Origin of the sequence: Jatrophihabitans lederbergiae (genome assembly GCF_031845305.1) — a bacterium.
Classification (GTDB): Bacteria; Actinomycetota; Actinomycetes; order Mycobacteriales; family Jatrophihabitantaceae; genus Jatrophihabitans_A; species Jatrophihabitans_A lederbergiae.
Genome location: NZ_JAVREH010000005.1, coordinates 212,490 through 225,739 on the forward strand (window position 1 = coordinate 212,490; position 13,250 = coordinate 225,739).

The 13,250-nt window shown below is 68.9% G+C and carries 13 protein-coding genes; 7 read left to right on the forward strand and 6 right to left on the reverse strand.

What is annotated here, in order from left to right:
- Window positions 1-6: 6 nt before the first annotated feature.
- Together RM423_RS06275 and RM423_RS06280 are read right to left on the reverse strand one after the other, a co-directional pair.
- Window positions 7-129 carry a hypothetical protein gene (locus tag RM423_RS06275; RefSeq protein ID WP_311422152.1) on the reverse strand — a complete coding sequence of 41 codons (123 nt, stop codon included), beginning with the start codon at window positions 127-129 and terminating at the stop codon, window positions 7-9.
- Between the two features lie 150 nt (window positions 130-279).
- Window positions 280-1,032, reverse strand: coding sequence for an IclR family transcriptional regulator (locus tag RM423_RS06280; protein WP_311422153.1), 753 nt, complete (start codon window positions 1,030-1,032; stop codon window positions 280-282).
- An 81-nt stretch (window positions 1,033-1,113) separates the two neighbouring features.
- On the opposite strand from RM423_RS06280, the gene hutU reads away from it, so the two are divergent.
- Window positions 1,114-2,772 (forward strand): urocanate hydratase, encoded by a 1,659-nt coding sequence (gene hutU / locus RM423_RS06285; protein ID WP_311422154.1) that lies wholly within the window; start codon window positions 1,114-1,116, stop codon window positions 2,770-2,772.
- 18 nt (window positions 2,773-2,790) lie between these two features.
- On the opposite strand, the gene RM423_RS06290 is transcribed toward hutU, so the two are convergent.
- Window positions 2,791-3,519: an alpha/beta hydrolase gene (locus RM423_RS06290; RefSeq protein ID WP_311422155.1), complete on the reverse strand. Its 729-nt coding sequence runs from the start codon at window positions 3,517-3,519 to the stop codon at window positions 2,791-2,793.
- A gap of 195 nt (window positions 3,520-3,714) precedes the next feature.
- Between RM423_RS06290 and hutI the strand changes: the two genes are divergently transcribed.
- Window positions 3,715-4,875: an imidazolonepropionase gene (hutI, locus tag RM423_RS06295; RefSeq protein WP_311422156.1), complete on the forward strand. Its 1,161-nt coding sequence runs from the start codon at window positions 3,715-3,717 to the stop codon at window positions 4,873-4,875.
- A gap of 103 nt (window positions 4,876-4,978) precedes the next feature.
- Here hutI and RM423_RS06300 read toward each other — a convergent pair whose 3' ends face one another.
- Window positions 4,979-5,941 carry an LLM class F420-dependent oxidoreductase gene (locus RM423_RS06300; protein WP_311422157.1) on the reverse strand — a complete coding sequence of 321 codons (963 nt, stop codon included), beginning with the start codon at window positions 5,939-5,941 and terminating at the stop codon, window positions 4,979-4,981.
- Between the two features lie 13 nt (window positions 5,942-5,954).
- Entirely contained in the window at window positions 5,955-6,443 is a 489-nt protein-coding gene (locus RM423_RS06305) for a metallophosphoesterase family protein (protein WP_311422158.1), read from the reverse strand.
- Window positions 6,444-6,617: 174 nt separating this feature from the next.
- Between RM423_RS06305 and RM423_RS06310 the strand changes: the two genes are divergently transcribed.
- The 4 genes from RM423_RS06310 (at window position 6,618) to RM423_RS06325 (ending at window position 12,199) form a co-directional block, all read left to right on the forward strand.
- Window positions 6,618-7,448, forward strand: coding sequence for an alpha/beta hydrolase family protein (locus tag RM423_RS06310; protein ID WP_311422159.1), 831 nt, complete (start codon window positions 6,618-6,620; stop codon window positions 7,446-7,448).
- A gap of 137 nt (window positions 7,449-7,585) precedes the next feature.
- Window positions 7,586-8,800 carry an acetyl-CoA C-acetyltransferase gene (locus tag RM423_RS06315; protein WP_311422160.1) on the forward strand — a complete coding sequence of 405 codons (1,215 nt, stop codon included), beginning with the start codon at window positions 7,586-7,588 and terminating at the stop codon, window positions 8,798-8,800.
- Window positions 8,801-8,867: 67 nt separating this feature from the next.
- Window positions 8,868-11,033, forward strand: a complete 2,166-nt coding sequence (locus RM423_RS06320; RefSeq protein WP_311422161.1) for a 3-hydroxyacyl-CoA dehydrogenase NAD-binding domain-containing protein — start codon at window positions 8,868-8,870, stop codon at window positions 11,031-11,033.
- Window positions 11,030-12,199, forward strand: a complete 1,170-nt coding sequence (locus RM423_RS06325) for a CaiB/BaiF CoA transferase family protein (RefSeq protein WP_311422162.1) — start codon at window positions 11,030-11,032, stop codon at window positions 12,197-12,199. The genes RM423_RS06320 and RM423_RS06325 overlap by 4 nt, the downstream gene beginning before the upstream one ends.
- A gap of 247 nt (window positions 12,200-12,446) precedes the next feature.
- On the opposite strand, the gene RM423_RS06330 is transcribed toward RM423_RS06325, so the two are convergent.
- Window positions 12,447-12,659 carry a BldC family transcriptional regulator gene (locus RM423_RS06330; protein WP_311422163.1) on the reverse strand — a complete coding sequence of 71 codons (213 nt, stop codon included), beginning with the start codon at window positions 12,657-12,659 and terminating at the stop codon, window positions 12,447-12,449.
- 378 nt (window positions 12,660-13,037) lie between these two features.
- On the opposite strand from RM423_RS06330, the gene RM423_RS06335 reads away from it, so the two are divergent.
- Window positions 13,038-13,241, forward strand: coding sequence for a DUF3073 domain-containing protein (locus RM423_RS06335; protein ID WP_311422164.1), 204 nt, complete (start codon window positions 13,038-13,040; stop codon window positions 13,239-13,241).
- The last annotated feature ends 9 nt before the right edge of the window (window positions 13,242-13,250 follow it).

Genomic DNA, 13,250 nt, shown 5'->3' on the forward strand with positions numbered 1-13,250 from the left:
GGCTCCCTAACTCGCTTGGTAGCAGGCGTGCAGCCGGTCACGGTGCATGCGCTCGTCCACCAGCGTGAAGGCCGCCTTCTCCGGCACCCGCCTACTCGCGGCGTTCTCGGCGAAGGCTAATGCGAACACTTCAAGCTCGAATCGCGGGTCGGGATGTTCGTGCCTGGGTCTGGTCGAGTTGCTCGACACCGGAGTTCATGGTGCGCATGGGGTGCAGCTGCGCACATATCTCGGTCTCTGAACGCCGGCGTGCCGGACCAGATCATGTCGTCCCTCGTGTCAGCCGAGCCGGCGGCTGAGCAGCGCCGCCGCCCGGCTCGTCACCTCGACGAGTTGCTCGCGACGTCCGGCCAGATCGCGACTGCGCAGGGACACGCTGATAGCGGCCACCGGACGGCCGGTGCGATCGCGCGCGGCGACCGCGATCGAGGCGATGCCCGCGCTGACATGGCCGTCCTCTTCACTGACTCCCGCTGCCCGCTCGACCTCGATCAGCCGCCGCAAGTGGGCAACGGTGTGCGGCCCGACGTCGGTACGCGCGGTGAGCCGAGCCGAGCCCGGATAGATGGCGCGGAACTCGTTGTCGGGCAGCGCGGCCAGCACGGCCCGTCCGGACGCGGTGAGGTGTGCCGGCAGCCGCACCCCGACGTCGGTCACCAGGCCGGGTGAGTTCCGGGGCTGCTCCTTCAGCAGGTACAGCAGCTCCTGGCCGAGCAGGATGCCCAGGTGCGCGGTGGCTCGCGTCGTGCGTACCAGGGAGGTCAGCACCGGGCGGCCGAGGCGCTCCAGCCGCTCCTGCCGCAGGTAGCCGGTGCCGATCTCGAAGGCGCCGACGCCCAGTCCGTACGCCCGGTCTTCGGCAAAGTGCACCACGAAGCCTGCATTGACCAGCACCCCCAGCAGGTGGTAGACGCTGGAGCGGGGCAGGCCGAGCCGGCTGGCGAGGGCCGAGGCGGGCAGCGGCTCGGTGGACTGCGCCAGCTGCCGAAGCAGGCCGAGCCCGGCGGCCAAGGCGGGTGCGCGGTCGGTCATCGCCACAACTATCTCAGATCCGAGACAGATCAACACTCCCCCGGCTGGTCATCAAGGCGTACGGCTTGCAGGATTGGGCCTATGACTACTCCCTCCCGGGTGATCCGCGCCGCCCGTGGCACGCAACTGACCGCGCAGGGCTGGCAGACCGAGGCCCCGCTGCGGATGCTGATGAACAACCTCGATCCGGAGGTCGCCGAGCACCCCGAGGACCTGGTGGTCTACGGCGGTACCGGCAAGGCGGCTCGCGACTGGAACAGCTATGACGCCATCGTCCGGACGCTGACCACACTGAAGCTGGACGAGACGCTGCTCGTGCAGTCCGGCCGTCCGGTCGGCGTTCTGCAGACGCACGAGTGGGCGCCCCGGGTGCTGATCGCGAACTCCAACCTGGTCGGCGACTGGGCCAACTGGGAGGAGTTCCGCCGGCTGGAGCAGCTCGGGCTCACCATGTACGGTCAGATGACCGCCGGCTCGTGGATCTACATCGGCACCCAGGGCATCCTGCAAGGCACGTACGAAACGTTCTCCGCCGTCGCCGCCAAGAGGTTCGGCGGCACCCTGGCCGGAACCATCACCCTCACCGCCGGGCTCGGCGGGATGGGTGGCGCCCAGCCGCTGGCCGTCACCATGAACGACGGCGTCGCGATCTGCATCGAGGCCGACCCCTCGCGCATCGCCCGGCGCATCGAGCACGGCTACCTCGACGTCCAGGCGACGAGCGTGCAGCACGCGCTCGACCTTGCCGTCGAGGCCCGGGACACCCGCAAGCCGCTGTCCATCGGGCTGCTCGGCAACGCCGCGTCGCTGGTGCCGCAACTGCTGGCCAACAGCGCGCCGATCGACATCGTCACCGACCAGACCTCGGCGCACGACCCGCTGGCCTACCTGCCGATCGGTGTCGAGTTCGACGAGATGAAGGATTACGCCGCCCGAAAGCCGGAGGAGTTCACCGGACGGGCGCGCGCCTCGATGGCCCGCCACGTCGAGGCGATGGTCGGGTTCGCCGACGCCGGTGCCGAGGTGTTCGACTACGGCAACTCCATCCGTGGCGAGGCCCAGCTGGCGGGTTACTCCCGCGCGTTCGCGTTTCCCGGCTTCGTCCCTGCCTACATCCGACCGTTGTTCGCCGAGGGCAGGGGCCCGTTCCGGTGGGCGGCACTGTCCGGTGACGCCAAGGACATCGCCCGTACGGACAAGGCGGTTCTCGAGCTGTTCCCCGAGAACGAGTCCCTGCACCGGTGGATCACCATGGCGCAGGAGCGGGTGCACTTTCAGGGCCTGCCGGCCCGGATCTGCTGGCTCGGGTACGGCGAGCGTGACAAGGCCGGTCTGGTGTTCAACGACCTGGTCGCCCGCGGTGAGGTGTCCGCCCCGATCGTCATCGGCCGCGATCACCTGGACGCGGGATCGGTGGCCTCGCCCTACCGGGAGACCGAGGCGATGGCCGATGGCTCCGACGCGATCGCGGACTGGCCGCTGCTCAACGCGATGGTGAACGTTGCCAGCGGCGCCTCGTGGGTGTCGATCCACCACGGCGGCGGTGTCGGCATGGGGCGCTCCATTCACGCCGGCCAGGTGTGCGTCGCCGACGGCACGCCGCTGGCCGCGCAGAAACTGGAGCGGGTGCTCACGAACGACCCGGGCATGGGCGTCATCCGGCACGTCGACGCCGGGTATCCGCGCGCCGACGAGGTGGCCGCCGAGCGTGGCGTCCGGGTGCCCATGCGCGAAAGCTGAGTTCTTTCACCGGCGGCCCTACGACGTCAGAGGGCCGGTCGCTGCGGTAACGAGGTCCGGCGGTACCTCATGGCCGCCTGCGAACTCGCGGTAGTCGACGTCGTAGCCCTCGGACCGCAGCGTCGCGACGATGCGCCTGCCACAGCGGTCGATCGGCAGGACGGTGTCGGCGCGGCCGTGCGAGAGAAACACCCTGGGGCGGCCTCGTCGTTCCCCGGGCACGACGAAGCCGGGCGAGAAGGCGAACACCCGGCTGAACAGATCGCCGTTCATCAAGCCCAGGGTTAGGGCGTACGAGGCGCCGTCGGAGAAGCCGGCGCTCGCCACCCGGTCGGCGTCGACGCCGAACCGCTCGAAGACCGTGCCCAGCGCGATGTCGAGCGCACCGACGTCCGGGCCGAGCCCGCCGCTGATCACGTCCCAGGTGGCGAAGCGGGATTTCGGCGCGAGCACCAGAAACTTGCGCCGCTCCGCCTCCTTTTGGAACAGCTGCACCGTGCGGGTCGGCTCGCCGCCGGCGCCGTGGAACGCGACCACGAGCGGAACCGGGCTCGCGGGCAGTTCGGACGGCGAGAAGAGCAGCGCCGCGCGCGGACCATCCCCCAGCCTGGTCAGGACGGCCCGCGCCGACGGGGTTATCAGCTCTGCGGCCTGTGCGGGTCCGGGACGACGCGAGAGCCTGCCGCCATGCCAACCGCTGAGCACCTCGTCGGAGATCCCGGGATCTGTTCCATCAGCAGTCGCCATACCTCAATTGTCACCTCGTCGCCGCGCGGCACGATCCAGCAGCCTGCGGCATTTCACACGCCGCTCCGCAGACGCTGGAGACGAAGGCGCACAGCGCCGGACGGACTCGCTGGCTCATCCGACTTGACCTGAACTGAAGCGCTGCCTCGCCGCCGGTCCGGCGAACCCACCGGCGAAGAGACCTATGCTCCATCGGTGACATCCCCTCCGGCGAGAACAACTCTGCTCACCGGCATCGGCCTGCTCGCCACCCAGTACGACGCCCTCGGTGAGATCGAGAATGCGGCACTGGTGATCGAGGACGAGCGCATCGCATGGATCGGCTCCACCGCTGACGCTCCGGCCGCCGACAGCTGCGTCGACCTGGCCGGCCGTTGCGTCCTACCGGGCTTCGTCGACTCGCACGCCCACCTGGTGTTCGCCGGTGACCGGGCGGCCGAGTTCGCGGCCCGGATGACCGGAACCGCCTATTCCGCAGGGGGAATCCGCTCCACTGTTGCCGCGACCCGCGAAGCGTCTGACGAGGCCCTGCGTGCCAATCTCGCCCGGCTCGCGGCCGAATTGCGGGCGGCAGGCGTGACCACCTTCGAGTGCAAGTCCGGCTACGGTCTGGACACCGCCACCGAGGAGCGTTCGGTACGCCTGGCCGCGGAGCAGACCTCCGAGGTCACCTATCTGGGTGCGCATGTGGTGCCCGCCGGAATCGACCGGGGCGAGTACGTCGACCTGGTCTGCGGCGAGATGCTCGCTACCTGCGCGCCACACGCCCGGTGGGTGGATGCCTTTTGCGAACAGGGTGCGTTCGACGTGGACGAGAGCCGCGCGGTACTGACGGCGGGCAAGGCGGCCGGGCTCTTGCCCCGCCTGCACGCCAACCAACTCACGGCCGGCGGCGGTGTGCGGCTGGCCGTGGAACTCGACGCGGCGAGCGCGGATCACTGCACCCATCTGCGTCCGTCCGACATCGATGCCCTGGCCAATTCGTCGACCGTCGCGACCTTGCTGCCGCTGGTGGAGTTCTCGACCCGCTCGCCCTATCCAGATGCGCGCGGGCTGCTGGACGCCGGCGCCACCGTCGCCCTTGCCACCGACTGCAACCCCGGCTCAGGCTTCTCGACCTCGATGCCGCTGGCTATCGCACTGGCGGTGCGCGAGATGCGGATGACGCCGGCCGAGGCGGTACATGCCGCGACAGCGGGTGGAGCCGATGCGCTGCGGCGCAACGACATCGGACGGTTGGCGGTCGGCCAGCGGGCGGACCTGGTCGTCCTCGACGCGCCCAGTTACGTCCACCTGGCCTACCGCCCCGGGGTGCCGTTGATCCACCAGACGTGGATCAACGGCAAGCCGGCCTGATCAGCAACGATTTCTTGCAGACCAGTGGCCCAGCAGCGCGGCGACTGTTCCGCGACGCAGAGTGGACCACAACGCAGAGTGGACCGAGCAGAATTCCCCGAACTCAGGCGAAGCGACGGGCCACCGATTCGGCGCGGGCAACCAGGTTCAGGTCGTGCGCGACACCGGGAACGTAGAACAGGATGTAGTCGGCCCCCGCCTCGAGGACGGCGTCCACCTTCGCGGCGATCTCGTCCTCGGTGCCGATGACGGTCTGCGCCGCGAACTGCTCGAAGTCGATGCCGCCGCGGGCCTTCTCGGTGGCAGCCTTCGGGTCCTCACCCGCGTCGAGCGGGAAGACGTTCAGACTGGTGGACTTGATGATCTCGTTGTAGTCGCGTCCGACCGTCTCGCAGTGGCCCTTGAGAATCGCGAGCTTGTCGCGCACGACAGCGGGGTCGCCGCCACCGACGTTCGCCGCGTCGCCGTACTTCGCCACCAGCTTGAGGGTCACCTTCTCACCGCCGCCGCCGATCCACAGCGACGGGTGCGGCTTGCGGACGCCCTTCGGCTCGTTGATCGGCTTGTCGACCGAGTAATACTTGCCCTGGAACTGGAATTCGTCCTGCGTCCACATGCCGAACACGATCTCGACGGCCTCCCGGAAGGCGCCCATCCGATCCTTGAGTTCCGGCCACTCATAGCCGTAGGCCTTCCATTCCTGCTCGTACCAACCGGCCCCGATGCCCGCGTAGAGCCGGCCGTGGCTGGCCACGTCCACCGTGGACGAGATCTTGGCGTACAGCGCGGGGTTGCGGTAGCCGTTGCAGCCGACCATCTGGCCGATGTTCACGCGCTTGGTGTCGCGCGCGAGCGCCGTCGTGGCCGTCCAGCACTCGAACGTCGTCTCGGTCGTCGGCTCCGGAACGGTGTGGAAGTGGTCGTAGAGCCAGATCGAGTCCCAGGACCCCTCGTCCGCGGCCTTGGCGACCGCGGTCATCGCCTCCCACTGCTCGATCGGGTCACCGATGCCGACCAGGTCCATTCGCCAGCCCTGCGGAACAAACATTCCAAAGCGTGTAGTCATGCGACTCAGTGTGCTACATCCGGAGAAGGTCAGCGGATACCAACGTGCCGTCGGAAATTTCCAGCAGTCCCATCGTGCCGCGCGGCTGCCGGCGCTTGTCGGTGGGCGAGCCAGGGTTGAAGATCCGCTGCCCGTCGTGGAACTCGTCGAACGGTATGTGGGAATGGCCGAAGACGACCAGCCGGGCGTCCGGAAAGCGGCGTCGCAGCCTCGCCGGGCGGCCCTTGGCGGGGCCACTGTCGTGGAGCATCGCGACGGGCAGGCCGTCCAGATCGAGGCTGAGTGTCTCCGGAGTACCCCATGCCGCCACGTCCGGACCGTCGTTGTTGCCGAGCACCGCGTGCACCGGAGCCCAGGTCGACAGCTCCTCCAGCACCGCCGCCGTGCAGACGTCGCCGGCGTGCAGGATGAGTTCGACGTGCTCCAGCACGGCCGCGACACCGCGCGGGCAGCCCTTCCAGAAGCGCGGCGCGTGGGTGTCCGACAGGACGGCGACCTTCACGACAACCAGCGTGACACAGCGGCCCATCCGCCGAGCCGCTCGCGCCGAACAGCTGGAGTGACCCTCATTCCGCCGCCCGCACACGTCAGCCGGCGCGGGGTGCTGGCGGGACTGGCAGCCATGGGCTTGACGCTGATCACCGGATGCGGTTCCGGGAGGCGGCAGACTGACGCGGTGACATCTCTTTCTCACTCCCCCGACAGCGGCAGCGACCCCGACAGCGGGAGCGGCAGCGGCAGCCCGGTGAGGCATGCCTACGGCAGCGATCCGGCCCAGTACGGGGAGCTGTACCTGCCCACCTCAGGGCGTAAGCCGGGCACCGTGGTCGTCCTGCACGGTGGCTTCTGGCGCGCGATGTACGGCGTGGAGCTCGGTGCTCCGCTGGCGGCAGACCTGGCCCGGCGCGGCTGGGTGGTGTGGAACCTGGAGTACCGGCGCGTCGGCGCGGGCGGCGGGTGGCCCAACACCCTGGCCGACGTGGCCACCGGCATCGACCACCTGGCCACGTTGAAGGCCGACGGTACGGAGCTGGACCTGACCGACGTGGTGGCGATCGGGCACTCCGCGGGCGGGCACCTGGCCACCTGGGCGGCGGGCCGCGCTGAGCTTCCGGCTGCCGCCCCTGGCGCGCAGCCGGTAGTGCGGCTCACCGGCGTAGTGGCGCAGGCCGGTGTGCTCGATCTCGAACGAGCCGCCCGCGAGGAGGTCGGCGGAACCGCGGTGCCGGACCTGCTCGGTGGCCCGATAACCGAATTCGCCCAGCGCTACCGCGAGGCCAGCCCGCAGGCGCAGCTTCCGATCACCGTCCCGGTGCGGTGCGTGCACAGCCCGGACGATCAGAACGTGCCGTTCGACCAGAGCGTCGACTACGTCAAGGCCGCTAAGGCAGCGGGCGACGACGCGGAGCTGTTGCAGGTGCCAGGCGATCACTTCGCCCTCATCGACACCGGCTCGGAGGCCTGGGCGACGGTGCTGCGGCTGCTGCCCGGCCTGCTCCGGAACTGACTCCCGCCACCAGCGCCGGCACCGGCTGGTACCGGGTGAGCAACGTCGCTTAACAGGTCATTCGTCCTGTCGGAGGCTGCGGTTAGGGTGAACGGCATTGCACTGGACAGCCCTCCCGCCCGAGAATGGTCAAGCCGATGAGCACCGAAGCATTCGTCTACGACGCGATCCGGACGCCGCGCGGCCGCGGCAAGAAGAACGGCTCGCTGCACGAGGCCAAGCCGGTCACCCTGCTCACCGGGCTCATCCACGAGATCCAGCGCCGCAATCCGAGCCTCGACCCCGCCCGGATCGAGGACGTCCTGATCGGCGTGGTGTCGCCGGTCGGCGACCAGGGCGCGGTCATCGCCCGTACTGCGGCCGTTGCCGCCGGCCTGGTGAACTCCGGTCCCGGCGTGCAGCTGAACCGGTTCTGCGCCTCCGGCCTCGAGGCCGTCAACATGGCGGCGCAGAAGGTCCGCTCGGGGTGGGAGGAGCTGCTGCTGGCCGGTGGAGTCGAGTCGATGTCACGGGTGCCGATGGGCTCCGACGGCGGCGCGTGGGCCATGGACCCGCAAACCTCGTACCAGACCAGTTTCGTGCCGCAGGGCATCAGCGCGGACCTCATCGCCACCATCGAGGGCTTCAGCCGGGACGACGTGGACGTGTTCGCAGCCGACTCCCAGACGAAGGCCGCCAAGGCGCAGGCGGACGGCGTATTCACCCGCTCGCTGATACCGGTGCGCGACAGCAACGGCATCGCGCTGCTCGAACGCGACGAGTTTCCCCGGGCCGGCACCACTCCCGAGTCGCTGGGCAAGCTGCCGCCCTCGTTCGACGCGGTCGGCGCGATGGGCGGCTTCGACGCCGTCGCCCAGCAGAAGTACCACTGGGTCGAGCGGATCAACCACGTCCACACCGCCGGCAACTCCTCCGGCATCGTCGACGGCGCGGCGCTGATGCTGATCGGCAGCGAGCAGGCCGGCGCGGAGTTGGGCCTCACCCCGCGGGCACGGATCGTCTCCACCGGCGTGGTCGCCGAGGAGCCGACCATCATGCTGACCGGTCCCGCCCCGGCCGCCCGCAAGGCGCTCGCCAAGGCCGGCCTCACCGCCGACCAGATCGATCTGTACGAGGTGAACGAGGCGTTCGCCGCGGTCGTGCTGAAGTTCATCCGCGACATGGACGTGCCGAGCGAGAAGGTCAACGTCAACGGCGGCGCGATCTCGTTCGGGCACCCACTGGGCGCCACCGGAGCCATGATCCTGGGCACCGTGATCGACGAGCTGGAGCGTCGCGATCAGCGGTACGGCCTCGCGACCCTGTGCGTCGGTGGCGGCATGGGCGTGGCCACGGTCGTCGAGCGTGTCTGAGTCCGGTTCCCGTGCCTCAAATCCCATGGTCGCTGCACCATCCACCAGAGATGCTTCCGGAGCAGACATGAGCAACATGATCAGCTGGGCGCAAGACGCCGACGGCATAGTGACCCTGACGATGGACGACCCGGACCAGCGCGCCAACACGATGAACGAGACGTTCCAGACCTCGTTCGGTCCGATCGTCGACCGCCTCTATGCCGAACGGGAGTCGATCACCGGCGTCATCCTCACGTCCGCGAAGGAGACCTTTTTCGCCGGCGGTGACTTACGGCTGCTGAGCAAGGTCACCGACGACACGGCTGAGCAGTTCTTTCTCCAGGCGGAGCGGCTCAAGTCGCACCTGCGCCGCCTGGAAAAGCTGGAACGCCCCGTGGTCGCGGCGCTGAACGGCACCGCACTCGGTGGCGGCTTCGAACTGGCGCTCGCCTGCCACCACCGCATTGCCGTGGACAACCCCAGGAGCCGGTTCGGCTTTCCCGAGGTGACTCTCGGCCTGCTGCCCGGTGGCGGTGGCGTGGCCCGCACCGTCCGCATGCTCGGCATCCAGGACGCGCTGATGAAGGCGCTGCTGCAAGGCCAGCGACTCAAGCCCGCCGCAGCCCTCGACCTCGGCCTGATCGACGAGCTCGCACCGGCCGCCGAGGCCATGCTCGAAACCGCCCGCAGCTGGATCAAGGCCAATCCGGACGCCGTCCAGCCCTGGGACGTCCAAGGCCACAAGATCCCCGGTGGCACGCCCGCCGATCCCAAGCTCGCGGCGATGCTGCCGGCCTTCCCCGCGAACTTGCGCAAGCAGCTCAAGGGCGCGCCGATGCCCGCACCACGCCACATCATGGCGGCGGCGGTCGAAGGCAGCCAGGTCGACATCGACACCGCCCTGCGCATCGAGACCCGCTACCTCACCGACCTGGTTCGCGGGCAGGTCAGCAAGAACATGATCCAGGCGTTCTGGTTCGACCTGAACTCCATCAACGCCGGCGGCAGCCGCCCGGCCGGTTTTCCCAAGCGCCCGGCCACGAAGGTGGCGGTTCTCGGCGCCGGGATGATGGGCGCCGGAATCGCCTACGAAACCGCCCGCAACGGCATCGAGGTGGTCCTCAAGGACGTGTCGCTGGAGGCTGCCGAGAGCGGCAAGGACTACTCACGCAAGCTGCTCGACAACGCGGTGTCCCGGGGCACAGTCACCGAGTCGGTGCGCGACGAGGTGCTTGCCCGGATCACGCCGACAGCCTCGGCCAAGGACCTCGCCGGCTGCGACTTGGTCGTCGAGGCCGTGTTCGAGAACGTCGGGCTGAAGCACCAGGTGTTCGGTGAGATCGAGTCCATCGTCGCGCCGGACGCCCTGCTCGGCTCCAACACCTCGACGCTGCCGATCAGCTCGCTGGCCGAGGGAGTGCGCCGCAAGCAGGACTTCATCGGCCTGCACTTCTTCTCACCCGTCGACAAGCTGCCGCTGCTGGAGATCATCCGGGGCGAGCAGACCTCGGACGAGGCGCTGGCCCGGGCGCTGGATTACGCACAGCAGATCAAGAAGACGCCGATCGTGGTCAACGACAGCCGCGGGTTCTTCACCAGCCGGGTGATCGGCACCTTCGTCAACGAGGCACTGGCCATGCTGGGCGAGGGCGTGCAACCGGCGACGATCGACCAGGCCACCACCCAGGCAGGCTACCCGGTCGGTGCGCTGCAGCTGACCGACGAGCTGAACATGGGGCTGTTCGTCAAGATCCGCAACGAGACCCGGACCGCAGTTGCTGCGGCGGGCGGAACTCTGCCCACGCATCCCGGTGAGGTCGTGGTGGATCGAATGGTCGAGCTCTGCCGCCCCGGCCGCCTACGCGGTGCCGGCTTCTTCGACTACGACGAGAGTGGCAAGCGGATCGGCCTGTGGCCGGGGCTGGCAACGGAGTTCCCGGTCCGGGGCAATCCAGCGGACGTGGACCTGCACGAGCTGCAGGAGCGGATGCTCTTCATCGAGGCGATCGAGTCCGTTCGGTGCCTGGAAGAGGGTGTGCTCAACACGGTCGCCGACGCCAATATCGGCTCGGTCATGGGCATCGGGTTTCCGCCGTGGACGGGTGGAGTGCTGCAGTACATCAACGGCTATCCCGGTGGCCTGCCCGCGTTCGTGGCCAGGGCGGAGCAGCTTGCCCAGCGCCACGGCGACCGCTTTGCCCCCAGCCCGCTGCTGCGCAAGAAGGCCGAGAACGGTGAGACCTTCGCATGACGCCGAACCCCGGCCCGTTGAGCGGTATCCGGGTGCTCGAACTGCCCGCGCTCGGGCCGGTGCCCTTCCTGGGAATGCTGCTGGCCGATCTGGGGGCCGAGGTGGTCCGCATCGACCGGACTCCCGCCAGCACGGATGGCAGCGACCCGCTGACCGCACTCCCGGTCGGGGCCACCGGTCCACTGGGTCGCGGACGCCGCTCGATCACCCTGGACCTGCGCCAGCCGGCGGCCGCCGCTGTAGCCCTGGACCTGGCCGCCACATCCGACGTGCTGATCGAGGGGTTCCGGCCCGGCGTCGCCGAACGGCTGGGCGTCGGACCGGAGCAGGCGCTCGCCCGCAACCCCACCCTGGTGTACGGGCGGATGACCGGCTGGGGCCAGGACGGGCCGTTGGCGCCGACCGCCGGACACGACATCACGTACCTGGCGATCTCAGGGCTGCTCCACGGCATCGGCCCGGCGGCTGGGCCGCCGACCCCACCGGCGAACTACCTCGGTGATTTCGGCGGCGGTGCGATGTCCTTGGCCGTGGGCGTGCTGGCCGCGGTGCTCAGCGCCAGGTCGACCGGCGTCGGCCAGGTCGTGGATGCCGCCATGATCGACGGAGCCGCCTACCTGGCGACAATGGTGCGCGCGCTGCACGGCAACGGCCTGTGGCGTGACGACCGCACGGCGAACATCTTCGACGGCGGCATGCCGCATTACCGCTGCTACGAGTGCTCGGATGGCCGCTATGTCGCCGTGGGGGCACTGGAGCCGAAATTCTGGGCCATCCTGCTGACCGCCCTGGGGCTCGATCCAGTCACCACCCCGTCGCCGTATCAGCCCGGGACTTCGGCCGGACTGACCGAACTGCTCAGCGGCGTGTTCGCCGGCCGCAGCCGCGACGAGTGGGCCGCGCTGTTCGCACCACTGGACGCGTGCGTCGCCCCGGTGCTCACCCTCGCCGAGGCGCCTGAGCATCCGCACAACAAGGGCCGCGGCAGCTACGTCGAGGTCGCCGGCGTTCGGGTCGCCGCACCCACGCCCCGGTTCAGCGCCACGCCCTGCCAGGCCGCACCCACTCCACCGGCGATCGGGGCCGACACCGAGTCGCTGCTCACTGAACTGGGCTACGACCCGCCGACCCGAACGGCGTTACGCGACAGCGGTGCCGCCGGCTGAGCCGGCGCCCGGTGGCGAATTCCACGGCGACCTCGCGATCCGGAAAGTGCGCGGCGCTTCGGGCCAGGTTGCCGGCAACCGGGTAACCGAGCAGCGGTACGTCGGAGGTGACGTTCAAATACGAGAGGGTCGGCTGGGCAGGACCCCGCGCTCGCCGGTGCGGCCTGGGGCGACGGGAGTTGCCCTCGGAAAACAACGAACGCCGCAGCCCCCGGCGGGGGCTGCGGCGTCGTGGCGCCGCTGTGTTTTACACCTCGGCAGGAGTGTTCGTGTTGCCTTCGAGCAGCGAGCGGACCTCGGACTCGCGGTACCGGCGGTGCCCGCCGAGAGTGCGAATCGAGGTGAGCTTGCCAGCCTTCGCCCACCGAGTGACCGTCTTGGGGTCAACTCGGAAAAGCGTTGCCACCTCTGACGGCGTCAGCAGCGGCTCGGACTCTGTACGTTGACGAGGATTGGTCATTGACCCTCGCCCCCTTCCTGATATATATAACGCGCATCCCGTTGCGACGTCCTAGGAAGTATGCACCATTTTCTATGCAACTTCTTGTCGGCTCACTGTGAAGTTTGCCTCATTCGGTAACAATATGGTTACGAAGGCACTTCGCGGGTATTAAATCGACTGCCCGTAATCACCGAAATACCTGGCGTGAGCGGCGCGGAGCTGCGGGAGGCCGTAGCCACTCCGGCGCCGCGCGAGCCGCCGCTGCTACGACCGGGCGACGTGCGAGAGGTTCGACGCGGGATGTACTCTCGGCAGTACGAATTGATAACCCATTCCCGGGGCGGACCTTCCTAGCGACTCCGTCCCGGATGACCGTGCGAGCGAGGGGGTCGAGCCATGGGGCGCGGCCGTGCTAAGGCAAAGCAGCAAAAAGTAGCTCGGGAGCTGAAGTACAACACCCAGAGCACCGACTTCACTGCTCTTCAACGGGAACTTGGCCATCCAGCCGAACCCGGCTACCACGAGGCCGGATCGAGCGGTGACCCATATGCCGACGACGATCTCGAAGATGAAGAGACCTGGGCCAGCGGTACTCGCTGAGCCGGGCAC

Excerpts from the sequence above, each read along its gene's own strand:
- RM423_RS06280 (WP_311422153.1), bottom strand. The coding sequence starts at position 1,032 with ATGACCGACCGCGCACCCGCCTTGGCCGCCGGGCTCGGCCTGCTTCGG.
- RM423_RS06315 (WP_311422160.1), top strand. The coding sequence starts at position 7,586 with ATGAGCACCGAAGCATTCGTCTACGACGCGATCCGGACGCCGCGCGGC.
- RM423_RS06325 (WP_311422162.1), top strand. The coding sequence starts at position 11,030 with ATGACGCCGAACCCCGGCCCGTTGAGCGGTATCCGGGTGCTCGAACTG.
- RM423_RS06335 (WP_311422164.1), top strand. The coding sequence starts at position 13,038 with ATGGGGCGCGGCCGTGCTAAGGCAAAGCAGCAAAAAGTAGCTCGGGAG.
- RM423_RS06330 (WP_311422163.1), bottom strand. The coding sequence starts at position 12,659 with ATGACCAATCCTCGTCAACGTACAGAGTCCGAGCCGCTGCTGACGCCG.
- RM423_RS06300 (WP_311422157.1), bottom strand. The coding sequence starts at position 5,941 with ATGACTACACGCTTTGGAATGTTTGTTCCGCAGGGCTGGCGAATGGAC.
- RM423_RS06320 (WP_311422161.1), top strand. The coding sequence starts at position 8,868 with ATGAGCAACATGATCAGCTGGGCGCAAGACGCCGACGGCATAGTGACC.
- RM423_RS06290 (WP_311422155.1), bottom strand. The coding sequence starts at position 3,519 with ATGGCGACTGCTGATGGAACAGATCCCGGGATCTCCGACGAGGTGCTC.
- hutU (WP_311422154.1), top strand. The coding sequence starts at position 1,114 with ATGACTACTCCCTCCCGGGTGATCCGCGCCGCCCGTGGCACGCAACTG.